General features: G+C 30.8%; 18 protein-coding genes. 8 read left to right on the top strand and 10 right to left on the bottom strand.

The genetic code is table 11. From position 1 onward, the window contains the following. The first annotated feature begins 5 nt into the window (after window positions 1-5). The 8 genes from CHB67_RS01720 to CHB67_RS17395 all read left to right on the top strand — a co-directional run bounded on the left by CHB67_RS01720 (window position 6) and on the right by CHB67_RS17395 (window position 9,365). Window positions 6-809, top strand: a complete 804-nt coding sequence (locus tag CHB67_RS01720) for a TrmH family RNA methyltransferase (protein WP_089380008.1) — start codon at window positions 6-8, stop codon at window positions 807-809. Between the two features lie 90 nt (window positions 810-899). Further along, on the top strand, window positions 900-2,132 hold the full coding sequence (locus CHB67_RS01715; protein ID WP_089380007.1) for a M48 family metallopeptidase: 1,233 nt from the start codon (window positions 900-902) through the stop codon (window positions 2,130-2,132). 44 nt (window positions 2,133-2,176) lie between these two features. Next, entirely contained in the window at window positions 2,177-4,396 is a 2,220-nt protein-coding gene (locus tag CHB67_RS01710) for a RelA/SpoT family protein (protein ID WP_089380006.1), read from the top strand. 107 nt (window positions 4,397-4,503) lie between these two features. After that, the gene (locus tag CHB67_RS01705; protein WP_089380005.1) at window positions 4,504-4,947 is read left to right on the top strand and encodes a Fur family transcriptional regulator; all 444 of its coding nucleotides are present in this window, start codon (window positions 4,504-4,506) and stop codon (window positions 4,945-4,947) included. Between the two features lie 14 nt (window positions 4,948-4,961). Beyond that, a complete protein-coding gene (locus tag CHB67_RS01700) occupies window positions 4,962-6,233 on the top strand; it encodes an adenylosuccinate synthase (protein WP_089380004.1) in 1,272 nt (423 codons plus the stop codon). A gap of 80 nt (window positions 6,234-6,313) precedes the next feature. Continuing rightward, on the top strand, window positions 6,314-7,900 hold the full coding sequence (locus CHB67_RS01695) for an OstA-like protein (protein WP_317045680.1): 1,587 nt from the start codon (window positions 6,314-6,316) through the stop codon (window positions 7,898-7,900). A gap of 3 nt (window positions 7,901-7,903) precedes the next feature. Beyond that, the gene (locus tag CHB67_RS01690) at window positions 7,904-9,094 is read left to right on the top strand and encodes an aspartate aminotransferase family protein (RefSeq protein ID WP_089380003.1); all 1,191 of its coding nucleotides are present in this window, start codon (window positions 7,904-7,906) and stop codon (window positions 9,092-9,094) included. A 148-nt stretch (window positions 9,095-9,242) separates the two neighbouring features. Then, on the top strand, window positions 9,243-9,365 hold the full coding sequence (locus tag CHB67_RS17395) for a hypothetical protein (RefSeq protein WP_262494267.1): 123 nt from the start codon (window positions 9,243-9,245) through the stop codon (window positions 9,363-9,365). Between the two features lie 53 nt (window positions 9,366-9,418). On the opposite strand, the gene CHB67_RS01685 is transcribed toward CHB67_RS17395, so the two are convergent. The 10 genes from CHB67_RS01685 to CHB67_RS01640 all read right to left on the bottom strand — a co-directional run bounded on the left by CHB67_RS01685 (window position 9,419) and on the right by CHB67_RS01640 (window position 24,958). Continuing rightward, entirely contained in the window at window positions 9,419-9,982 is a 564-nt protein-coding gene (locus tag CHB67_RS01685; RefSeq protein ID WP_089380002.1) for a TlpA family protein disulfide reductase, read from the bottom strand. Window positions 9,983-10,096: 114 nt separating this feature from the next. Then, entirely contained in the window at window positions 10,097-10,975 is an 879-nt protein-coding gene (locus tag CHB67_RS01680) for an anti-sigma factor (protein ID WP_089380001.1), read from the bottom strand. Window positions 10,976-11,048: 73 nt separating this feature from the next. After that, entirely contained in the window at window positions 11,049-11,720 is a 672-nt protein-coding gene (locus tag CHB67_RS01675; protein WP_089380000.1) for a Crp/Fnr family transcriptional regulator, read from the bottom strand. 104 nt (window positions 11,721-11,824) lie between these two features. Continuing rightward, the gene (locus CHB67_RS01670; protein WP_089379999.1) at window positions 11,825-14,224 is read right to left on the bottom strand and encodes a glycoside hydrolase family 31 protein; all 2,400 of its coding nucleotides are present in this window, start codon (window positions 14,222-14,224) and stop codon (window positions 11,825-11,827) included. Window positions 14,225-14,362: 138 nt separating this feature from the next. Beyond that, entirely contained in the window at window positions 14,363-16,270 is a 1,908-nt protein-coding gene (gene glgB, locus CHB67_RS01665) for a 1,4-alpha-glucan branching protein GlgB (protein WP_089379998.1), read from the bottom strand. A 3-nt stretch (window positions 16,271-16,273) separates the two neighbouring features. Beyond that, on the bottom strand, window positions 16,274-17,890 hold the full coding sequence (locus CHB67_RS01660; RefSeq protein ID WP_089379997.1) for a trehalose synthase: 1,617 nt from the start codon (window positions 17,888-17,890) through the stop codon (window positions 16,274-16,276). Window positions 17,891-17,896: 6 nt separating this feature from the next. Beyond that, window positions 17,897-19,834, bottom strand: a complete 1,938-nt coding sequence (locus CHB67_RS01655) for an alpha-1,4-glucan--maltose-1-phosphate maltosyltransferase (protein ID WP_089379996.1) — start codon at window positions 19,832-19,834, stop codon at window positions 17,897-17,899. A 13-nt stretch (window positions 19,835-19,847) separates the two neighbouring features. After that, window positions 19,848-21,110 carry a glucose-1-phosphate adenylyltransferase gene (locus tag CHB67_RS01650; protein WP_089379995.1) on the bottom strand — a complete coding sequence of 421 codons (1,263 nt, stop codon included), beginning with the start codon at window positions 21,108-21,110 and terminating at the stop codon, window positions 19,848-19,850. A gap of 72 nt (window positions 21,111-21,182) precedes the next feature. Next, window positions 21,183-22,388: a glycogen synthase gene (gene glgA, locus CHB67_RS01645; RefSeq protein ID WP_089379994.1), complete on the bottom strand. Its 1,206-nt coding sequence runs from the start codon at window positions 22,386-22,388 to the stop codon at window positions 21,183-21,185. Window positions 22,389-22,687: 299 nt separating this feature from the next. Then, the gene (locus CHB67_RS01640; protein WP_089379993.1) at window positions 22,688-24,958 is read right to left on the bottom strand and encodes an aconitate hydratase; all 2,271 of its coding nucleotides are present in this window, start codon (window positions 24,956-24,958) and stop codon (window positions 22,688-22,690) included. Between the last annotated feature and the right edge of the window lie 57 nt (window positions 24,959-25,015).

Raw genomic sequence — 25,015 nt, 5'->3', positions numbered from 1 at the left:
GCCAAATGTTTAAACAAATTACAAGCCCACAAAACTCTTTTATTAAAGAACTTGTTCAGCTAAAAGAAAAATCACGCCTTCGAAAAAAAACCAATACATTTCTTATAGAAGGTTTGCGTGAAATTTCATTGGCTATAAAGGGTGGTTATGAAATCACTACTATTTTAGCAGATGCTTCAATTATTTATCAAGAAGATTTTGAAACCTTACACCGTTTATTATCTTCAGAAGTTGAAATTATTGAAATTTCAAATGAAGTTTATAAAAAAATTGCTTTAAGAGATAGTACAGAGGGAGTTTTAGCGATTGCTAAAAGTAAAGATTTAAGTTTGGAATCTATCCAATTTAAACATAAAAACCCATTAATATTAATAGCTGAAGCACCCGAAAAACCTGGAAATATTGGCGCAATTTTACGAACTGTCGATGCTGCCGGTATTGATGCTGTTTTTATTGCAAATCCAAAAACAGATATTTACAATCCTAATATTATTCGCTCAAGTGTTGGCTGCGTTTTTACCACAACTATTGCAACGGGAACAACTTCAGAAATTATTTATTTTTTAAAATCAAAAGAAATTAAAATGTATGGAGCTGCTTTAACCGCTGCCGTTGAATATCAAACAATTGATTTTAAAGAACCATCGGCTATTATTGTAGGTACTGAAGCCACAGGTTTAAGTGACGAATGGCTAAATAATACAACACAAAACATTATCATTCCAATGCGTGGCACTATAGATTCTATGAATGTTTCAGTAAGTGCAGCTATTATTATTTTTGAAGCAATTAGACAACGAAATGTCTGATTTATAATTTTTGAAGTTTGGAATTATTCAATACTTGATACAAAAAAGATACACTTTTAAACCATTAAACTTTTCCACACCAATTACAACATGACTCCACAAACCATTTTTTATATTTTAATAGCAATAATTATTGTTAAATTTTTATTCGATACTTTTATTAATGCATTGAATGCGAAACATTTTAACGACCCTATTCCGCAGGAATTAGAAGGTGTTTATAATGAAGAAGAATATGTAAAATCTCAAAATTACAAAAAAACAAATTATCAGTTTTCAGTATTAACTAGTTCATTCTCAATCATAATGACTGTACTTTTTTTTGCTTTAGATGGATTTGCTTATGTTGACACTATTGCTAAAAGTTATACAAATAATAACATCTTAATTACACTTATTTTTTTCGGAATTATACTATTTGCAAGTGATCTATTAAACACACCTTTTTCCTATTATAAAACTTTTGTTATTGAAGAAAAGTTTGGATTTAATAAAACTACAAAAAAATTATTTTTCATCGATAAAATTAAAGGTTGGGGAATGCTTGCTATAATTGGTGGAGGAATATTAGCTTTAATTTCTTGGTTCTACCAATTAACAACTTCAAATTTTTGGTTGTATGCTTGGGCTTTAGTTACAGTTTTCAGCGTGTTTATGAATATGTTCTATTCAAAACTAATAGTTCCATTATTTAATAAACAAACCCTACTTGAAGACGGTGAACTTAAAACAGCTATTGAAAATTTCGCAAAAAAAATAGGCTTCAAACTAGATAACATTTATGTAATTGATGGTTCAAAACGATCAACTAAGGCGAATGCTTATTTTTCTGGTTTTGGGTCACAAAAACGAATTACATTATATGATACGCTGATAAATGATTTGGAAACAGATGAAATTGTAGCAGTTTTAGCACATGAAGTTGGGCATTATAAAAAGAAACACATTCTATATAATTTATCGCTTTCAGTGTTAATTACCGGACTAACGTTGTACATTTTATCTATATTTATTGGAAACGAATTACTTTCAAAAGCTTTAGGTGTTGCAACACCTAGTTTTCATATTGGTTTAATTGCTTTCGGAATTTTATACAGCCCTATTTCTGAAATAACTAGTTTATTTATGAATGCTTTATCTCGTAAATTTGAATACCAGGCTGATGATTATGCTAAAAACAATTTTGCGGCTAAACCTTTAATTACTTCATTAAAAAAGTTATCAAAAAATAGTTTGAGTAATTTAACACCTAGCCCATTATACGTTAAAATTCATTATTCTCACCCTACTTTATTGCAAAGAGTTCTAAATTTGAAAAAATAATAGTTATCAATTGTTTAATAAATTTTAAATAGTATTTTTAAGCGATGGCTTATACTTTAAATACAGAAGAAGAAAATAAGGAAATAGCAAAACGATATAAAGATTTGCTTAAAGGTGCGTATCAAACTTTTACTGAAAATGACAAAAAAGAAATACGTAAAGCTTTTGATATTGCTTTAGAAGCTCATAAAACTCAGCGCAGAAGAACGGGAGAACCTTATATTTTTCATCCTATTGCTGTTGCAAAAATTGTGGCTTATGAAATTGGATTAGATACTACTTCTATAGTTGCTGCATTACTGCATGATGTTGTTGAAGATACCGATTATACTGTTGAAGATATTGAACGCTTATTTGGTGAAAACGTAGCACGTATTGTTAATGGCTTGACAAAAATATCGCATTTAAATAAGGAACAAGACGCTTCAATACAGGCTGAAAATTTTAGAAAAATGTTGCTTACATTACACGATGATGTACGTGTAATTTTAATTAAAATAGCAGATAGGTTGCACAATATGCAAACTATGAGTGCGATGCCACAAGACAAGCAAATAAAAATTTCTTCTGAAACACTTTATATTTATGCGCCTTTAGCACACAGACTTGGTCTTTACAATATTAAAACTGAACTTGAGAATTTAGGATTAAAATACACGGAGCCAGCTGTATATTATAATATTTTAGATAAAATAAGTCAAAGTAAAGAAGAGCAACGTATTTATATTGAAAATTTCTCAAACATTATAAAAGAATCTTTAGATGCTGAAAATTTTAAATACCTTATAAAAGGTCGAAGAAAATCTATTTATTCTATTCGTAAAAAAATGCTCTCACAAGGAGTAACTTATGATGAAATCTATGATAAATTTGCCATTAGAATTATCTACGATTCAACACTAAAAGAAGAAAAATTTGACGCTTGGAAAATATACTCCATTGTAACAGATCATTTTAGACCAAACCCTAGTAGATTAAGAGATTGGATTTCTCAACCTAAATCTACAGGATATGAATCTCTTCATATCACAGTTATGGGGCCTCAAGGTAAATGGGTTGAAGTTCAAATTCGTTCCTCTCGAATGGATGAAATTGCTGAAAAAGGCTATGCAGCTCATTATAAATATAAAAATAAAGAAGAGGCCGAGAGTGGACTTGACGATTGGTTAAATAAAATTAAGGAATCACTTGAAAACTCCGATTCAAATGCCATAGATTTTGTTGAAGATTTTAAATTGAACTTATATTCAAAAGAAATTTTTGTTTTTACGCCTAATGGAGATTTAAAAGCCTTACCTAAAAATGCAACTGCATTAGACTTTGCTTTTTCTATACACACGCAAGTTGGTATGAATTGTAGAGGTGCAAAAGTAAACGGTAAATTAAAACCTATTAGTCATGAATTAAAAAGTGGTGATCAGGTTCAAATTATTACGGCTAAAAATCAAAAACCAAATGTAGGTTGGTTAGAGTTTGTTGTTACTGCAAGAGCAAGAACACGTATAAAAAATGCGCTAAAAGAAGATCAAAAGAAAATAGCCGAAGAAGGTAAGGAAATTTTAATACGTAAGTTAAAACATTTAAAAATTACTTTAAGCGAAAAAGTTGTAAATGAGTTAGTTGTATTTTTTAAATTAAAAACAAGTTTAGATTTGTTTTATAGAATGGGAATTGGCTCAATTGATAACAATCAATTAAAAGAATTTTCATCTCAACGAAACAATTCTTTTGTAAGTTTCTTTAAAAACAGAATAAAACGAACTACAAAAAACGCGCCTTTAATTGACAAAGATGAAGTTACTGAAAATTACGATTCCTTAGTTTTTGGAAAAGAAGAAGAACGTTTAGATTATAAAATATCACAATGTTGTAACCCTATTCCTGGAGATAAAGTTTTTGGTTTTATAACTATAAATGATGGCATAAAAGTTCATAAAAAAGATTGTCCAAATGCTATTAGTTTACAAGCTAATTATGCATATAGAATTTTAAAAGCAAAATGGATTGACTCTACAAAACAGGAGTTTAAAGCCATTATAAAAATTCAGGGTGAAGACCACGTTGGAATGGTAAATGAAATTACTGGTATTATTTCAAAAAATATGAGCGTAAATATTCACGGACTTAATATTTCTAGTAATGATGGTGTTTTTGAAGGGAAAATTACGGTAAGCGTAAAAAACAAATCTCAGCTAGAAAAATTAAGCGATAGTATTAAAAAAATTAAAGGAGTTAACAATGTAGAAAGAATATACAAACACTAACTTTATTCACAATTAAAGTTAATAAATATGACATGTAACATACTTTTAATTAAAAATTAACTTTAACTTTGCGTTTATAGTTTTTATGACTCAATTTTTATAACATTATGGGTGCTGATAATCAAAAGATTGTTAAAAGTGTTTTTGTGAAATATTTGGAAACAAATAGTCACAGAAAAACTCCAGAACGATTTGCCATTTTACAAGAAATATATGATTTAGATGATCATTTTGATATTGAATCACTATATATTCAAATGAAAAATAAAAACTACAGAGTTAGCAGAGCTACTCTTTATAATACCATAGAACTTTTATTGGAATGTGGGTTGGTTCGAAAACATCAGTTTGGACAAAATCAGGCACATTACGAAAAATCATACTTCGACCGTCAACATGACCATGTTATTTTAACTGATACAGGTGAAGTAATAGAATTTTGCGATCCAAGAGTTCAAATTATTAAAAAAACGATTGAGGATACTTTTGATATTGACATCCACAATCATTCACTAAATTTCTACGGAACAAAAAAACAAAAAAACAACTAACATTTTATTAAGCAATGGCTGTAAATTTATTACTAGGACTACAATGGGGAGACGAAGGAAAAGGAAAAATTGTAGATGTCCTTACCTCAGAATATGATATAATTGCACGTTTTCAAGGTGGTCCAAATGCAGGTCACACATTAATTTTTGATGGTCACAAACATGTATTACACACAATTCCTTCAGGTATTTTCCATAAAAACGCAGTAAATGTGGTTGGAAATGGTGTTGTAATTGACCCTGTAATTTTTCAAAAAGAAATTGACAACTTAGCAAAATTCAATTTAGATTTTAAATCTAAATTGTTAATTTCAAGAAAAGCGCATTTAATTTTACCAACACATCGTTTATTAGATGCTGCAAGTGAAGCTTCCAAAGGAAAAGCAAAAATAGGTTCTACTTTAAAAGGTATTGGTCCAACTTACATGGATAAAACTGGTAGAAATGGAATGCGTGTTGGAGATCTAGAATTATCTGATTGGAAAGAAAAATATAGAACTTTGGCTGACAAACATATTAAAATGATCGACTTTTATGATGTTGACATTCAGTATGATTTGGCAGAATTAGAAGTAGATTTCTTTAAAGCAGTAGATGATATCAAAAAACTAACATTTATTGATAGTGAGGAGTATTTAAATAACGCAATGAAAGCTGGAAAAACAATTTTAGCTGAAGGTGCACAAGGATCTTTATTAGATATTGATTTTGGAACTTATCCGTTTGTAACTTCTTCAAACACTACAGCAGCAGGTGCTTGTACTGGTTTAGGTGTTCCTCCAAATAAAATTGGTGAAGTTTTCGGTATTTTTAAAGCATATACTACAAGAGTTGGTTCTGGTCCCTTCCCTACTGAGTTATTTGATGAAGTTGGTGAAAGAATGTCTAAAGTTGGTCATGAATTTGGAGCAACTACAGGAAGAGCAAGACGTTGTGGTTGGTTAGATTTAGTCGCTTTAAAATATGCTGTTCAAGTAAATGGTGTTACACAATTAATGATGATGAAAGGTGATGTATTATCTGGTTTTGATACCTTAAAGGTTTGTACATCTTACAATTATAAAGGAGAAGAAGTTAGCCACTTACCATATAATATAGAAGAACACAACGTAACTCCTATTTATACTGAAATTAAAGGTTGGCAAGAAGATTTAACTGAAATGACCAATGAAGATACACTTCCAAAGGAATTGATGGATTATATAAAATTCATTGAAGATTTTGTAGAAGTTCCAGTAAAAATTGTTTCGGTTGGCCCTGATCGAAAACAAACAATACTAAGATAATATTTAAAAAGCTTCAATTTACTTGAAGCTTTTTTATTTTAAGTCTATTTCATAATATACTAACAACTTTTTCGTTAATTTTGCAGCAAATTACTTTCAATTTGAAAAAATTACTTTTTATTAGTTTTATACTTCTGAATATTTCAGCTTATTCGCAATCTAAAAAGATTAAGATCTTAAAAGCTGACAATACTATGGCAGACCCAAAATATCCGGGAGCTACTATTTCTTTAGGAAATGTTTTTGTTGAGCATGAAGGTGCAACATTACGATGCGACAAAGCCTATATTTATCAAGAAACTAAGTTGATTAAGGCGATGGGAAATGTGGTTGTAAATCAAGGCGATACCATTTTTCAATATAGTAAATATACTGATTATGATGGTGTAAATAAACTGGTAACCTCTTGGGGAGATGTGTTTTTGAAAGATGATATTATGGAGCTAAGAACAGATACCTTATATTTTAATCGAGAAAAACAACATTTGTATTATAGAAGTGGTGGTACTATTAAAGACACTACCAATGTGTTAAAAAGTAAGATTGGCAACTATTATTTAGCCGAAAATAAATTTCAAGCTTTTACAAATGTAGAAGTTACAAACCCTGACAGTAAACTAGTTTCAAATCATTTAGATTATTTTACCGATTCTGGTATTGCTGAATTGTATGGACCTTCAACAATCACTAGCGAACAAAATAAAATTTATACAGATAGAGGGCATTACAACTCTAAAACAAATATCTCCTATTTTATAGAAAATTCTAAAATATATTACGAAGACAGAACAATTGAAGGGGATAGTTTATATTATAACAAGAGTAAAGATTTTGCTTCGGCTACAGGGAATATTGTAGTAAACGACACTTTAAACGATACCAAGATAAAAGGAGGTTATGCCGAGTTGTTTAAGTTAAAAGATTCTGTATTTATTACGGATAAAGCGGTTGCTATTTCTGCCGTAGAAAACGATTCAACTTACATTCACGGAAATGTATTAATGGTTACTGGTCCTACTGAAGAGCGTATTATTAGAGCATTTAATTATGTGAAATTTTTCAAAACCAATATGCAAGGTAAATGTGATTCCTTAGTTACCAATGAAAAAACAGGTGTAACTCAATTGCTTAAAAACCCCGTAATTTGGGCTGAAGGAAATCAAATTACAGGAGATACTATTCACTTAATTTCAAATGTAAAAACCGAACAACTTGACTCTCTTAAGATTCTATCTAATGGATTTATGGTTCAAAAAGATTCAATTGGGTATAGCCAAATGAAAGGAAAAAACATGTATGGAAAATTCAAAAATAACGAATTAGTTACTTTAGATGTTGTAGGTAATAGTGAAGTCATATTTTACGGTAGAGATGAAAATAAAAAATTGGTTGGTATTACGAAAATGCAAACAAGTAAAAACATTTTTATTACGCTAGGTGATAAAACCATAAATACCATCGACTTTTTTGTAAAACCTGATGGAAAAACATATCCTCCTTCTAAATTACCCGAGCAAGAAAAGATCTTAAAAGGTTTTATTTGGAGAGAAGATGAGCGACCATTAACAAAAGATGATATTTTTACAAGAGATGATGGAAGCACTCCAATAACTACAAAATTGGAAAAATCAAAAGCTACAGTTAAAAAACTTGAAATTATTAAATAAACATTGAAAAAAGATTTTTTAACATATCAAGCACAAACATCTCCTCACCCACTTGCTCTTGAAATTTCAAAGGCTAAAGGAAGCTATGTTTACGACACCGATGGAAAATCATATTTAGATTTTATAGCAGGAGTCTCAGCAAATACCTTAGGCCACGGTCATCCTAAAGTATCAGAAGCTATAAAAAATCAGGTTGATGCTTATACACATGTAATGGTTTATGGTGAATTTATTCAACAACCATCAGTTCAATTGTGTAAATTACTTGTTGAAAATTTACCAAGTCCACTAGAAACTGTTTATTTAACAAACTCTGGGACCGAAGCTACTGAAGGTGCCATAAAACTAGCAAAACGCTTTACTGGAAGAAGTGAAATTATAGCTGCTAAAAATGGTTACCACGGAAATACGCAAGGTGCTATGAGTGTTTGTGGTGCTGAAGAACAAAACAGCGCTTTTAGACCGTTAATTCCAGGAATTCAATTTATTGAATTCAATAACATAGCTGATATTGAACGTATAACTAGTAAAACTGCAGGCGTTATTTTAGAAACCATTCAAGGTGGTGCTGGTTTTATTGAACCTAAAGATAATTACCTTTTAAAAGTAAAGAAGCGTTGCGAAGAAGTTGGTGCTTTGTTAATTTTAGATGAAATACAATCTGGAGTTGGTAGAACAGGAAAATTATACGGTTTTGAAAATTATAATGTAGTCCCTGATATTTTTGTAACTGGAAAAGGATTAGGTGGAGGTATGCCAATCGGTGCATTTATTTCTTCTAACAAATTAATGAGTTGTTTACAACAGCATCCCAAATTAGGACATATTACTACTTTTGGTGGGCATCCTGTAATTGCCGCAGCTGCAGAAGCAACATTAGCTGAATTGTTAAATTCTAATCTTATAGCACAAACAATTCAAAAAGAAGTTTTAATCCGTAAATTATTAATCCACCCACTTATTACCGAAATTAGAGGAAAAGGATTAATGTTAGCGGCTTTAGTTGAAACTCCTGAAATTGCTTCAAAAGTAATTTTAAAATGTTTAGACAAAGGATTGCTACTATTTTGGTTATTATTTGAAGGCAAAGCTATTAGAATTACTCCTCCTTTAACTATTTCTGAAGATGAAATTTACAAAGGCTGTAACCTAATTATTGAGAGTTTAAACGAAATATTTTCAGAATACTCATAACCTTTTCAACTTTTTTCAAATTAAAATATTAATAATTAACGACTTAGTTAAATAATTGTTAATATAGTACTATGTAATACATAATAGAGTAACAAAATTTAAGTATGGACGTCTTTTATATAAAGACAATAACTTAAAACTATTTATTATGAAAACACTAGATGTAAACACTGGACAAGAAAACAAGAAAAAAACATTATTTATAAACTTTACAAATACCAAAAGAATTCAATGGGATAGATTCAGAAGATATGGTTTATATAATGCTTAAAATCAAGATTATGAAAAGATTAAAATAACCCTGTAGCTCTTAGTTACAGGGTTTTATTTTGCTAGCAATTCATCTAGTAACTTTCTTACTTTATCACTATCCCAATCAGCAGCACCTGTTTTCTTTATTAAAATATTCCCTTCTTTGTCTAATAAATAAGTCGCTGGAATACTATTTGTTTCTGAAAATTTATTTGGTGGACTACTTATAGAATTATAAGTTGGTAAATTATAACTATTCTTACTATAAAACTTTTCTACAGTAGGCCAATTTTCATTCGTTACAAAAACAAATGCCACTTTATCTTTATAATCATCGTATAGTTTTTGAATCATAGGCATTTCGGCTCTACAAGGCGGGCACCAAGTAGCCCAAAAGTTTACAAAAACTACTTTCCCTTTTAAATCAGAAAATTCAATATTAGCTGTATTTAATCCGTTTAAACTCCAGTTATAGGTATCAATTTGTTCTGATTCGTCTACCGTATTTACAGAAGGAGAAAAGGCTATTTGACGTTGAAACCACTCTCTTGAAGGTGGGTAAAGTAACAATGCAGCAACTATAAGGAATATAATATTTGATGTTGAGAAATTCTTTTTATTGAAAATTTTATTCATACACTTCGTTTTATAATAATAGTGGTTTATTTTACCCAAAACTTACAAGCAAATATAACAAAAAAGCGATGCTACATTGTAACATCGCTTTCACTAGAACTGAATTAAATTAAATTATCTTGAAACAGTTCCTGTTGGGAATTGTAAATTTTGTCCCATATCATAAGTTGTGTGATCAGTTGCTCCTGCTGCAATAGTTCCTACTAAAGGCTTCAATAAAAAAGGAGCTGAACTATTATCTGGGTAAGGCTCAATTGAAATCACCGCTACTCCACCTGCAAGATCAGTTGGAAAAGTTAATCCACTTGGCGCATTTAATAAAAAGTCTTCGCCTGGAAAAGGAGGTCCTGATTTTGAACCACTAAATCCGCTAAAATCATCAGCTACATCAACTGCTGTAAAAGTTCCTGTTGATACAGGACTTCCATTAATTACTACCCAGCCTTCATATTTCCAACCATCAGGTAATGTTGGTAAGTCTAATCCTACTGCGGGAGATCCTGATGCTAAACTTAAAAACCAAATACCACTATTTTCATTGGTATCTACATCATCTGTTGGTGTTGCCAAAATGTATTTTCCTGCTGCTGAAGCATAATCATCTCCTAATGCTGCAGGATGAAAAATACTTAAACTTCCAGATTTACCGCTAAAATCTCCAGCTAAAATATGAACCGCACTTGGCGCAGGATCATCTCCTACTGATGGTTCAATTGTTAAAATAAACGTTGATGCATCAGACACATCATCATAATCTAATGCAAATGAATCTTGAGAAAGTTCTCCTGAAGCATCTACAGAAAATCTTCCAGTTGTTACTGGAGCACCATCAACAATTATCCATCCTTCATACACATAATCATTTCCTAAATCTTCTAAACCTGAAATGTTTAATTCTAAATCTTTGTACTTTGGGGTATCATCATTATCATCACAAGATGCAAAAGCTAATCCCAACGCTAGTAAACTAAATAAAACTTTAATTTTTGCCATTTTTAATAATTTTTAAATTGTTATAAGGCAAATGTATTTTAGTTTGAAGTAATAAAATGTTAGCTAGCTAACACTAAGCAGATTTTTTTAAAAAAAGTATCTGTTTTCCTTTAAAATCAATAACTCCTTCTTCTTTTAACTCATTCATTATTGAGTTTAATGTTGGCCTTGAAGTACCTAATAAATTTGCGATATCCTTTTGAGTATAAGGATGTTCAGCTTTCATTTTACCTGTTTCTTCACAACAAACCCCATAATCTTCACACAATTCATCTAAAAAGTCTAATAATCGAGTTTTAGCATCTTTAAACAATAATAATTGTAAACGACGCTCTAACTTTTGAATTCTAAAACTAATGAATTTATAAATTTTTAAAGTAAACGTTTGGTTATCCCTCATTAAATCGTGAAGTGTCTCAACACCAATGGGACAAATTGATGTTTTACTATCTATAGATTGTGCAAACTCATTACGCTTATCTTCTCCTAAAATGGCCTTTTCACCAAATAATTCTCCTTTACACAGAATTGCTTTCACAACCTCGTTTCCATCTTTCGTATAATAGCCCAATTTAACCTTTCCTTTGTCAATTAAATAAACCGTTGAAGATGCATCATCTTCAAAATAGATATAATCATTTTTTGCATAACCATTAAAATTATGACAGTCCTTATAATTAGCATATTTGTGCGGACATAAAATTTTAAAAAGATTTACATTTTCTAAAAACCAAAGTTTACTCATAATTGCAATTTAAATATTTTTATTAAATTGTCGAAACATCTTATTATAACTTACAAAAAAAGCCTCTTAAAATTAAGAGGCTTTTTTTATATAAATTAGAAAAACTATTCGCTAATAATATGTAATTCCCTAAAACCTTTCGTTATCTCTAACGTTACATCTCCATTTGACATTTTAATTTCAATCTCCTCATTATCTACTTGAATAGATTTTATTTTAAATGGTAACCCGTGAATATTAATTTTAAAAGTTTCATAATTCGTAATAAATTTACCCGACTTATACTGCTGAATAATAAAAGATTTATTTTTTCCAACTTGGGTAAAATTTCTTAAACTATACCTTCCTTTTTTATAATCGTATCCATCTTGAGCATCTTCATACACTTCAGAAGATTCTTTCCCTTTTTTATAATAAACATCTAATTCTAGTTGTTCAATTTCTTTTTCACCTACATATTGTTGAATTGGATATTTCGGAATTATTGCTCCTTCTTTTACAAAAATTGGCATACTATCAATATCTGCGTCTACCCAAATTTCTTCACCTCCAACAATAATTGAATTATCCCAGAAATTATACCATCTTCCTTTAGGAAAATACATTCTTCTCCCCTTTGCATTTGGTTCTAAAATTGGACAGGCTAATATTTTTTCACCAAAAATAAATTCATCATTTCTATAATGTGTGTTTGGATCTTCTTGATCAAAAAGTACTAACGATTTTAAAATTGGAATTCCTTCACCTGCATACCTCCAAAAAGCTGTATATAAATAAGGCAATAACTGGTATCTAATTTCAATAAATTTTCGAACAATATCAGTTAATGTTGTTCCAAAAGTCCAAGGTTCTTGATCTCCATGGTCTCCTGATGAATGTACTCTAAAGAAAGGGTGAAATACACCTAATTGAATCCAACGTGTAAATAATTCACCGTTTGGTTGTTCTGCAAATCCACCAATATCAGATCCTACAAAAGAAAAACCAGACATACACATACGTTGTGCCTGATTATTAGCCAATGATAAGTGATCCCAAGTAGCTACATTATCTCCAGTCCAAGTAGAGGTATAACGTTGTGTACCTGAATAAGCTGCTCTTGTAATTACAAAAGGACGCTTTGGATATGAAAACTTTTTTAAGCCGTGATACGTTGCACGAGCCATTTGCATTCCATACACATTGTGTGCTTTTCTATGACTACAAGGATTTCCATCATAATCGTGACGAACATCTTTTGGAAATGTTTTTCCTGGAACATCCATTACGGCAGGTTCATTCATATCATTCCAAACTCCTTTAACACCAATATCTTCAATTAATTCTCTAAATAATTCAGACCACCATTCACGAACTTCAGGATTTGTGTAATCTGGAAAATAACATTCACCAGGCCAAACTTTTCCTTTCATAAAGGCACCATCAGCACGTTTACAGAAGTAGTCTTTTTCAAGTGCTTCTTTATAAACACTATAATCATTATCAATTTTTATTCCTGGATCAATAATAGCTACGGTTTTAAAACCATCATCAGCTAATTCTTTTACCATTCTTTTAGGATCAGGGAAATACTCTTTATTCCAAGTAAAGCATCTAAACCCTTCCATATAATCAATATCTAAATAAATTGCATCACAAGGAATTTTTAATTCTCTAAATTTACTGGTGACTTCTTTAACCTTACTTTCTGGATAATAGCTCCATTTACATTGGTGAAACCCTAAAGCCCAAAGTGGTGGAATATGTTGTGGACGACCTGTTAAATCGGTGTAATTTGAAACAACCTCAGACATTTCAGGTCCATAAATGAAGTAATAATTCATTTCTCCACCTTCAGCCCAAAAACTGGTTACATTTCTTTTTTCTTTACTAAAATCGAAAAATGAGCGGAATGTGTTATCAAAAAATATTCCGTATGCTTTTTTATGGTGTACACCTAAATAAAATGGAATGGTTTTATAAATAGGGTCAGAACCTCTACCATAAGCATAGGAATCTGTTACCCAGTTTTCAAATCGTTTTCCTTTTAAATTTACATCTACAGGTTTATCTCCTAAACCATAATAACTTTCTCCTTCTTGTGAAGTTTTAGACATTTTTACAATGTCTCCTCCTTCTTCATAAAACTCTTCCCAGTGGAATCCTAATTCATCTTCACAAATAAGTGAGTTGTCTTTGGCATCAAAAATTGCAGTACGCATATCTAATTTAGAAATATGACAAATTAATTTAGATGTTGTAATTATATAATTATCATCATCTTCATCTATATCCAAACGGTTATACCCTTTACTTGCATATTTTGTAATACCGTAAGAAAAGTCTTTTTCAAAAATGGCTGTAGTTGCAAATCTAAATCTTAAAACACTATCTCTCTGGACAATAACTTGCAGTGCAACCCCATTTTCACTTTTAAAATATAAAGTGTCAACATCTTTTTTATAAAAGACAATTTTTGTTGGAAATAAATTTCCTTTGTATTCTAATTCTGTATTTAAAATCATAAGCTAGTAGTAATCAAATATTTGCAAACGTACTAAAATTAATGATTTAATACCATTTCTTTTAATGAAAAAAACGCTTGATATTTTATAAAATTTATAAAATATCAAGCGTTCTATTACTTAAATTAAGTTTGTGTGCTATTTTAACTTTAAAATAGTTATTCCTAATGGTGGTAACGTTAGTTGAGCTGAGAATTCTTTTCCATTCCAAGGTAACTTTTTAACTGGTATTTGACGCGGATTTACAATTCCACTTCCTCCAAATTTTTCGGCATCACTATTAAATTGTTCTTTTAATTTACCACCTTTGTGTACTCCTAATAAATAGTTTTCCTGTACTTTAGGTGTGAAATTACAAACAACAATCACATCATCTTCTGGGTTATTTCCTTTTCTGATATATGAAATAACTGAGTTGGTGTTGTCTTCATAACTAATCCATTCAAAACCTTCATTTACAAATCCTTTTTCAAAAAGTGAAGGTGTTTCTCTATAGAATTTATTCAATTCTTTGTAAAATGTTTTTAATTTTTGATGTGGTTCAAATTCTAACAAATGCCAATCTAAACTACTTTCAAAATCCCATTCGTTGTATTGACCAAATTCACCTCCCATAAATAATAATTTAGTTCCAGGGTGCGTAAACATATAACCGTATAATAATCTTAAATTTGCAAAACGTTGCCACTCATCGCCAGGCATTCTTCCTAAAATAGATTTTTTCCCGTACACAACTTCATCATGTGATAGCGGCAACATAAAATTCTCTGTAAATACATACGCTAAACTAAATGTAATCTCATTTTGATGGTAGCGTCTATAGATGGAATCTTTTGCGAAATACTCCAGGGTATCGTGCATCCATCCCATCATCCATTTCATTCCAAAGCCTAAACCTCCCATTGAAGTTGGTTTTGATACCATTGGAAATGCAGTAGATTCTTCAGCAATGGTTTGTACATCAGGAAACGATTTATACACTTCCTCATTCAATTCTTTTAACAATGAAATAACCGCTAAGTTTTCATTTCCTCCATACATATTTGGTTCCCATTCACCATCTTTACGTGAATAGTCTAAAAATAACATTGAGGCTACTGCATCAACACGGAGTCCATCAGCGTGAAATTGATCTAACCAAAAAATAGCATTACTTATTAAAAAGGAACGAACTTCATTTCGTTCATAATTAAAAATTAAACTTTTCCAATCTTGGTGATACCCTTTACGTTTATCTGGATGTTCATACAATTCTGAGCCATCAAAATAACCTAAACCGTGAGCATCTTCAGGAAAGTGAGATGGCACCCAATCCAATATGATTCCAATACCGTTTTCATGCAGTTTATCTACCAAGAATTTAAATTCTTCAGGATAGCCAAAACGAGAAGTTGGTGCAAAATAACCTGTTATTTGGTATCCCCAAGACGGGTCATAAGGAAACTCCATAATCGGCATTAGTTCTACATGTGTAAAATTCATTTCTTTTACATAACTTACCAAATCATCAGCTAATTCTACATACGATAAAAATCGATCTTCTGTAGCATGTCTTTTCCAAGAACCTAAATGTACTTCATAAACAGAATATGGCGCATCTAAAGCATTGTGTTTTTTTCTAGTTTTCAGCCATTTTTTATCTTTCCATTTATAGTCATCTTTCCAAACAATTGAAGCTGTATTTGGATTATGCTCGCTTCTACGTGCATAAGGGTCTGCTTTTTCTGAAATATATCCTTGATTGTTTGAATGAATTTTATATTTATACGTGGTTCCTTTTCCTACGTTTGGAATAAATCCTTCCCAAATACCTGAAGAATCCCAACGTACATTTAGTTTATGTTCTGCATCAGTCCAGAAATTAAAATCTCCAATTACTGAAACTTGATTTGCCGTAGGTGCCCAAACTGCAAAATAGGTGCCTTCTACTCCATTAACAGTGGTTAAGTGTGCACCAAATTTTTCATATAAGCGATAATGTTTACCGGCTTTAAATAATGAAATATCAAAATCTGTAAATAGACTATATGGTTGTACGTTTGTCATAAATTAATTATTAATAAGATTTGAAATTCCTTTTAAAGGAATAACTGCCCAAGATGGGCGTGAATTTAATTCGTAGCCTAGCTCATATACTGCCTTTTCTAACAAGCAATATTCTAAAATAAAATTTCGTTCTTGACTATATCCAATATTTAAATTAGCTTGTTGTACTTTAAAAACATAGGTGCCTAAAAAAACACCTGTAAAGTAACCATACAACAATTCTGCTGCTTTAAACAATTCTTCTTGTGAGTAGTTGTACTTATCTTTATTATTAAAAATTGTTGCATAAATAGCATAGTGAAAAGATCTAAATAAACCTGCAACATCTTTCATTGGAGGTTGTTTTACCTGACGATCTCTAATGGTACTTTCTGGCTCACCTTCAAAATCAAGTATGTAAAAATCATTTTCTTGTACTAAAATTTGACCTAAATGATAATCACCGTGAATTCTAATTCGTTCACCTTTTAATTTTTTCCAATCAAAATTTAAGAATTTGCTTCTTATTAAGCTTTTTTTACTTAATAAATCTTTCGCCATTTCTAAACTATAGCCATCTAACTTGTGTAAATTATTTTCAATAATATTTAATCTGTTCTGAAATTGGTAAATCATTCTGTTTTTTAACCATACTTCATAATCTCCATTAAAATGAGTGGGTGTAAAAGCAGTATCTTCAAATTCAGAACCTAAATTAATATGCATTTCGGCTGTTCTTTTAGCTAAAACCTTTAATTTTAAAAATAAATTTAATCCTGCCCAATCTATAATTCTATGTGGAATATCATGAATTCTTAATCGTTGATAAAGTTCAGGTTCAGGTAAATTATTGATATCAATATTTTTTTCCTTGAGTGTACTAAATACTTTATCTATTTCCTTCAGAAAAATTTGCCAAGCATCACCTTCATTAGGAATTAATTCTTGCATTACTGCTATAGTTACAAGATCTTTTTCTTTTTGAATAAAATTAATACTTCCAAAATATTTGGGTGTGTTTTTAAAATCCTTTCTTTCAGTTAAAAACCGATTCATTTCATAATCGGGGTTTTTATTTGAGAAAATTCTTCTAAAAAATTTTAATACATATTTTTCATTAAAAATAAGTGAAGTGTTACTTTGTTCTAGACCTAAAAATCCTGAAGATTCATAAGTGATATTTGAAAATAAATCGCTTTTATGATATTGAACTTTTGTTTTATCAATTGCTTCTGCATTTGCTATACGTTCAAAAACTAATTTTCTAAACGATTCTAAATTTACGGCATCAATTATAAACCCTTCTTGATTTTTAATACTTACAGGTAAAATTCGATCCTTTTTTGCAAAATTTTCATCAGAAACAAATGCAATTGGAATAAAATAATGATGATAAAATGCTTCAATAAAATCTACCTCTAAAATTAACCCAAAATAAACTTCATCATTTTGTTGAATTCTAAAATATTCAGAAAGTTCAATATATTTTATTTTACTCGATTTACCTCCATACCAACGCTGCTTAACAATATATTGTTCAAGAACATCTGATAAAAATACTTTTAGAAAATCTTTATTTTCTAAGAGATTTTCCCAAGGAACATCAAAATTGTATTTTGAAATTGTTGGTTCTTTAGACATATTTTATTATTTATCTATCGTAAATATATGAAAAGGCAACGACGGATGTAACTCAACAAAGTTCCATTCATCTTGCCAATAATAGGTGTTATCTGTAATTAAATCTGTTACTTTTAAAGTGTGCCCGTGATCAATACCCAAATCTCCCAAAGGCAATTGTAACATACCTTGTTGAGAATGGTGCTCATCTAAATTAACAATAATTAAAAGTTCGCTAGTTTTAGCATCGTTCCATTTATAAAATGCTATTAAATTATCATTATTGATAGCGCAAAATCGTATGTTATTTGTTTGCTGAAGTGCTTCATGCTGTAAACGAATATTATTGATTTTTGTAATAGAACGGGTAATTTTATTTTCTTTTGACCAATCATAATTACAAATTTGAAACTTTTCAGAATTTAAATATTCTTCTTTTCCAATAATAGGCTCGCTAATCATATACTCAAAAACAGGCCCATAAATACCAATGTTTGAACTTAAAGTAGCCGCTAAAGCGTAACGTTGCAAATACTTAGACTCATTAGCTCCTTGTAAATGAAATGGATTTATATCAGGTGTATTTGGCCAAAAATTTGGACGCATATACTCACGTTGATCTGTTTTTGTTAATTCTTCAACATATTCGGTTAATTCAAACTTGTTATTTCTCCAAGTAAAATAGGTGTAAGATTGCGTATATCCATGCTTTGCTAATTGTTGCATTACTTTTGGCATGGTAAATGCTTCAGCTAAAAATAAAACATCAGGATGCTTAGCTTTAACCTCTGCAATAATCCAATTCCAAAAATAATATGGTTTAGTATGTGGATTATCAACTCTAAAAACATGAATTCCACAATCAATCCAATAGTACAAAGTATCTAAACACTCGTCCCATAGATTTTTAAAATCCTTACTTTCCCAATAAATCGGCAAAATATCTTGGTATTTTTTTGGTGGATTTTCAGCATATTGTACCGTCCCATCTGGTCTCCATTTAAACCACTCTGGGTGTTCTTTTACCCAAGGATGATCTGGAGCAGCTTGCAATGCATAATCCATTGCAATTTCAATATTTAAATCTTTTGCTTTTTTAATTAACGATTTAAAATCTTCAACACTACCAAGTTCAGGATGAATTGCTTTATGCCCACCATCCTTTGAACCAATACCCCAACAAGAACCAACATCTCCTTCAAAAGCTTCTGTAGTATTATTTTTACCTTTTCTATTAACTTCACCTATTGGATGAATTGGTGGAAAATACAAGGTATCAAACCCCATATTTGAAACACGAGGTAGTAACTTTTCACAATCTTTAAACGTACCGTGTCTATTTTCAGTTTGAGATGCTGACCTAGGAAAAAATTCATACCAAGTACTAAATCTCGCTTTTAATCTATCAACATAAACTTGATATACTTTTGAAGCATTGATTAATTTTTTCTCTGGATATTTTGTAAATATGTCATGTAATCTTTTGCTTACAGCTTCCGTTACAGCTTGTAAATAACTAGTTGCATCTGCAAAAGCTTCTATTAAATTTTTTAAGTATTCTTTTTCAGAAGCTGATGCCTTTGGTAAGATATTTTTTAAATACTCAATCCCTTCTAACAACTCTGAAGAGACATGTTGATTGTCGTCTATTTTACGCTCAATACCGTGTTGCCAATTTAAAGCATAATCAACCCAGCCAGCAACTTTATATTCATAAAAGCCCTGTTTTTCAACAGTAAAAGATGCTGTCCAATTATTATTTTGATGTGAAATCATTCGAGCCTCTTGCCAATTCTTAGCCTTCTTATGTTTGTATAAAACTGACGCTGCAATAACATCATGACCGTCAACAAGTACATCAGCAGAAACTGAAACAATTTCGTTTACAACACGTTTTATAAAAAAATCACCATCATTTAATTTTGGAAATACGTTTTCAATAACGACTCTTTTCTGATTCTTCATTCTAAAAATTTAATTAAATTGTAAATCCATTAGGTATTATAGCACCTTTTTTAATAACTACAATACCATCCCTAATTGCATACGTCTCTGTTTCTGTATCTTCTAAGTGACGCCCACCTTTAATACGAACATCGTCTCCAATAAAACAGTTCTTATCTAATATTGCATTTTTTATAAAACAACGTGATCCTATTCCCATAGACGGTTTATTTTCATCTAAGATATCTTCTAAAGGTTGGTAAAAATCACTCCCCATCATATACGTGTTTATTACTGTAGATTCTTTATCAATTTTTGACCGTACACCAATAACAGAATGTTCAATTTTACCTGCATTAATTATACACCCATCAGCAATTACCGTTTTATCTAAAATAGTTCCAGAAATTTTTGTTGTAGGTAACATTCTGGCGTGTGTGTATATTCTTTTTTCTTTGCTGTATAAATCAAATTTTGGAAAATCATCAGTCAATCCTAAATTAGCTTCAAAAAATGAATCAATATTACCAATGTCAGTCCAATAACCTTCATATTGGTAACTTAACGTTAAGTGCTCATCTATTGATTGTGGTATAATTTCTTTTCCAAAATCTATGGTATCAGGATTCTCCATTAGTTTAACTAATAAGTCTCTATTGAAAATATAAATACCCATAGAAGCTAAGTAATTTCTACCTTCACTTTTCATTTCATCACTAACCTCTGAAGTCCAATCTTCTAATAAATCTGCTGAAGGTTTTTCAATAAATGAAGTTACTCTATTTTCATCATTCGCTTTTAAAATACCGAATGAAGTTGCATCTTTTGCATTAACAGGAATTGTGGCAATAGAAATAGAAGCTTTGGCTTTTTTATGCGCTTTAATCATCGCATCAAAATCCATTTGATACAATTGATCTCCTGATAGTATTAAAAAATAATCAAAATCATGTCTTAAAAAATGGTGCATACTTTGTCTAACAGCATCAGCAGTTCCTTGAAACCAACCTTTATTACCAGGAGTTTGTTCGGCTGCTAATACATCAACAAAAGCTGAACTAAAAAAACTAAAATGATACGTATTTTTAATATGTCTATTTAATGAAGCAGAATTAAATTGTGTTAACACATACATTTGTTTAATGTTTGAGTTTATACAATTTGAAATAGGAATATCTACTAACCTATATTTTCCTGCAATTGGAACTGCAGGTTTTGAACGTGACTCTGTTAATGGATGTAACCTAGAACCCTGACCTCCACCTAATATAATTGATAATACTTTACTTATTGCCATGATTTATAAATTTGATTTTTGTTTTATTTTTATTCGGTTTATTTATTTTGGTTTAAAATATATAACTTTTAGTTATTTTACTAATGATTTATACAACTCTTCTACTTGTTTTGCAATGGCTACCCAATCAAAAGATTCTTCTACTCTTTTTCTTCCGTTTAACGCCATTTTTTCTCTCAATTCTTTATTTTGAACTAATTTATTTACACCATCAGCTAAATCTTTAGAAAATTTATCAGGATTAATTGGTTCAAATGGTGCTTCTGTTTGTTGTTCTAACGGAATTAACAATCCTGTTTCATCATGAACTACTACTTCTTTAATTCCTCCAACAGCACTTGCAACTACAGCAGTATTACAAGCCATTGCTTCAATATTTATAATCCCAAAAGGTTCGTAAATTGAAGGACAACAAAAAACATCGGCATGAGAGTATAGTTGAATCACTTCTTCTTTATCCAACATTTCATCAATCCAAATTACATTTTTTCGCGTTTTTTTAACTTCATTAACACTATCTTCCATTTCTTTTGCAATTTCTTTAGTATCAGGTGCACCTGCACATAAAACTACTTGCGTATCTGGATCAATATATTTAATAGCATTTACTAAATGTATAATTCCTTTTTGTCTTGTAATTCTACCAACAAAAAGAACAAATGGTTTTGATTGGTCAATTCCATACCTTTCTAAGGTTGAAGTTTCGTTAGTTACCACATATTGCTCTAAATTTATTCCGTTGTAAATTACTTTTACTTTACTTTCATCTACATTAAAATTGTTTAATACGTCAACTTTGGTTTCTTCTGAAACTGCTATCAATGCATCAGCCATTTCAATTGCTGTTTTTTCAACCCAAGATGAAGCATCATAACCTCTACCCAATTGTTCTCTTTTCCAAGGACGTAAAGGTTCTAAGGAATGTGTTGTAATTACTAATGGAACACCATAACAAAGCTTTGCTACAATTCCTGCAAAATGGGCATACCAAGTATGACAATGAACTATATCTGCATCTAAAACATCAGCGTTCATATGAAGGCAAGTACTTAAACTATTAAATACAGCCTTTAATTTATCGTCTGATTGCTCAAAAATTGGATTATCGTACGGATACCCTTTTACGGACATATTTCCAGCACTTGAATCTTGATCTCCAAAACACTTGATATCAATTTCCATTAATTTTTCTAATTCTGTCGCTAAGTATTCAACAACAACTCCTGCACCACCATAAACATAAGGAGGAAACTCTTTTGTATAAAATAAGGCTTTCATATAATTTTTAAAATTGGGTAAAATTGTATTGTTTATAATTTTTTCAACTTTTGAATGAATCTTAAAACTTCAAAAAAAGAAGAATAAATCATTCAAAAATTAGTTTAAAAAGTTACAAAAAATAATGGTCTTTTGGTATATTTTTACGAAAACGTTAGAAAATTAATGAATTTCTATGTTAAATTATATTTTTTAATCTGTGAATCAACTTCTTATAATTATTTATTTCAGTTGACATCATATAAAAACAGCTATAAAATTTAGCTGTTTTTATAATTTACTAAAAGCAATTCTACTTTTTATGAAGCATTTTCCTTTTTAATTAGGTTTAAAGCAGAACCTTCTTTATACCAATTTATTTGACCTTTATTGTAGGTATGATTCAACATGATAATATCTTTACTTCCACCAGCATGAATCAATTCTAGTTTTAATTGTTTACCAGGTGCAAATTCATTTAAATCTAAAAAATTAAATGCATCATCTTCTTGTATTAAATCGTAATCATTTTCATTAGCAAAAGTTAAACCTAACATTCCTTGTTTTTTTAAATTCGTTTCGTGTATACGAGCAAATGATTTTACAATTACCGCTACAACACCTAAATGACGAGGCTCCATTGCAGCATGTTCACGAGAAGAACCTTCGCCATAGTTATGATCTCCAACAACAACAGATTTAACTCCTGCAGCTTTATATGCTCTTGCCGTTGCAGGCACTGGCCCATACACACCCGTTAATTGATTTTTAACAGCATCTGTTCTTTTATTAAAAGCATTTACAGCTCCTATTAAACAATTGTTAGAAATATTATCTAAATGTCCTCGGAAACGTAACCAAGGTCCGGCCATAGAGATATGATCTGTGGTACATTTTCCGAAAGCTTTAATTAATAATTTTGCTTCCTTAATTTCACTTCCAATTGGTGTAAAAGGCATTAATAATTGCAATCTTTCCGAATCCGGACTTACAACAACTTCAATACCTGAACCATCGGCCATTGCCGGCACAAAACCAGGATCATCAACATCAAAACCTTTTGGAGGTAGTTCAAAACCTGTTGGTTCGTCTAGTAGGACTTCTTCACCATTTTTATTGATTAATGTATCTTTAGTTGGATCAAAATCTAAACGACCTGAAATTGCAATAGCAGCGACTAATTCAGGAGAAGTTACAAAAGCATGTGTATTCGGATTTCCATCTGCACGTTTTGCAAAATTTCTATTGAAGGAATGTATAATTGAATTTTTAGGAGCATTTTTAGGATCAGAATAACGAGCCCATTGACCAATACACGGTCCGCAGGCGTTTGTAAAAATCTTTGCTCCCAACGCTTCAAATATTCCTAACAAACCATCTCTTTCAGCAGTATAGCGTACCTGTTCAGAACCAGGATTGATTCCTAGTTCAGATTTTACTTCAATTCCCTTATCCAATGCTTGTTTTGCTACAGAAGCAGCTCTAGATAAATCTTCGTAAGAGGAATTTGTGCAAGAACCTATTAGTCCCCACTCTACTTTTAAAGGCCAACCATTGGCTTCGGCCTTTCCTTTTAGATCAGTCCCAGCAAATGACGCTAAATCTGGAGAGAAAGGGCCATTAATATGAGGTTTTAAAGTATTTAAATCAATTTCTATTACTTGGTCAAAATACTGTTCAGGATTTGCATAGGCTTCGTCATCACCAGTAAGGTAAGCAACTACGTTATTTGCAGCATCAGCTACATCAGCTCTATCAGTAGCCCTTAAATAACGTTCCATAGCAGCATCATATCCAAAAGTTGAAGTTGTAGCTCCTATTTCAGCACCCATATTACAAATGGTGCCTTTACCAGTTGCAGAAAGGTTTTTAGCACCTTCACCAAAATATTCAACAATAGCACCAGTACCTCCTTTTACTGTTAAAATACCCGCGACTTTTAAAATAACATCTTTAGGTGTAGCCCACCCAGATAATTTACCTGTTAACTTCACTCCTATTAATTTTGGAAATTTTAATTCCCAAGCCATACCTGCCATAACGTCAACAGCATCAGCACCGCCAACACCAATAGCAACCATACCTAATCCACCAGCATTTACCGTATGTGAATCAGTTCCAATCATCATTCCTCCAGGAAATGCATAATTTTCTAATACTACTTGATGAATAATCCCTGCTCCTGGTTTCCAAAAACCAATTCCGTATTTATTAGATACCGAAGCTAAAAAGTTGAAGACCTCACTACTTGTGTTTAATGCATTTTGTAAATCAGCATCTGCCCCAATTTTAGCTTGAATTAAGTGGTCGCAATGTACCGTGGTAGGAACTGCAACTTTATTTTTTCCTGCTTGCATAAATTGCAATAATGCCATTTGCGCAGTTGCATCTTGACAAGCAATTCGGTCTGGTGCAAAATCAACATAATCTTTACCTCTTACAAATACCTTATTTGTAGTTCCATCCCAAAGATGATTGTACAATATTTTTTCAGCTAAGGTTAAAGGTTTTCCAACAATAGTTTTTGCTGCATCCACTCTTTCAATCATTCTAGAGTAAACACCTTTTATCATTTTAATATCAAAAGCCATAATTTTTATTATTTATTTGTTCAAAATATTGATACAATATACAAAAAGGAATAATCT

The sequence above is a fragment of the Lutibacter agarilyticus genome (genome assembly GCF_900188235.1).
Taxonomy (GTDB): domain Bacteria; phylum Bacteroidota; class Bacteroidia; order Flavobacteriales; family Flavobacteriaceae; genus Lutibacter; species Lutibacter agarilyticus.
The sequence above is the reverse complement of the archived record's forward strand: the minus strand, read 5'-3'. Positions and strand labels throughout refer to the sequence as shown.